The following is a 244-nucleotide window of genomic DNA, read 5'->3' on the forward strand; positions in this document are numbered from 1 at the left end:
GTGCGCCATGCCTTCCGCGTGCTGACCGAGGACAAGATCAAGACCCGCCTGCTCGCCTTCTCCGACGACATGGACGGTCTGCGCAAGGTGCCGGACAACGTGCCGAACAAGGAGATGCTCGCGCAGCGACGGCAGCATGATCGCCATCACCTTCTCGATCCGCTCCAGCATGCGCAGCAGCGCGGCATCGCACCGGCCGGAGGTGTAATACTCGGTCGAGCTCGCGAATTCGTAGTCGAAGCCG

General features: G+C 63.9%; 1 pseudogene. It reads left to right on the forward strand.

Annotation, left to right across the window (positions count from 1 at the left end):
- Positions 1–244: pseudogene (locus FNJ47_RS52535) on the forward strand (hypothetical protein); the annotation flags it as partial.

It is taken from the genome of Bradyrhizobium uaiense, assembly GCF_010811875.1.
Taxonomy (GTDB): domain Bacteria; phylum Pseudomonadota; class Alphaproteobacteria; order Rhizobiales; family Xanthobacteraceae; genus Bradyrhizobium; species Bradyrhizobium uaiense.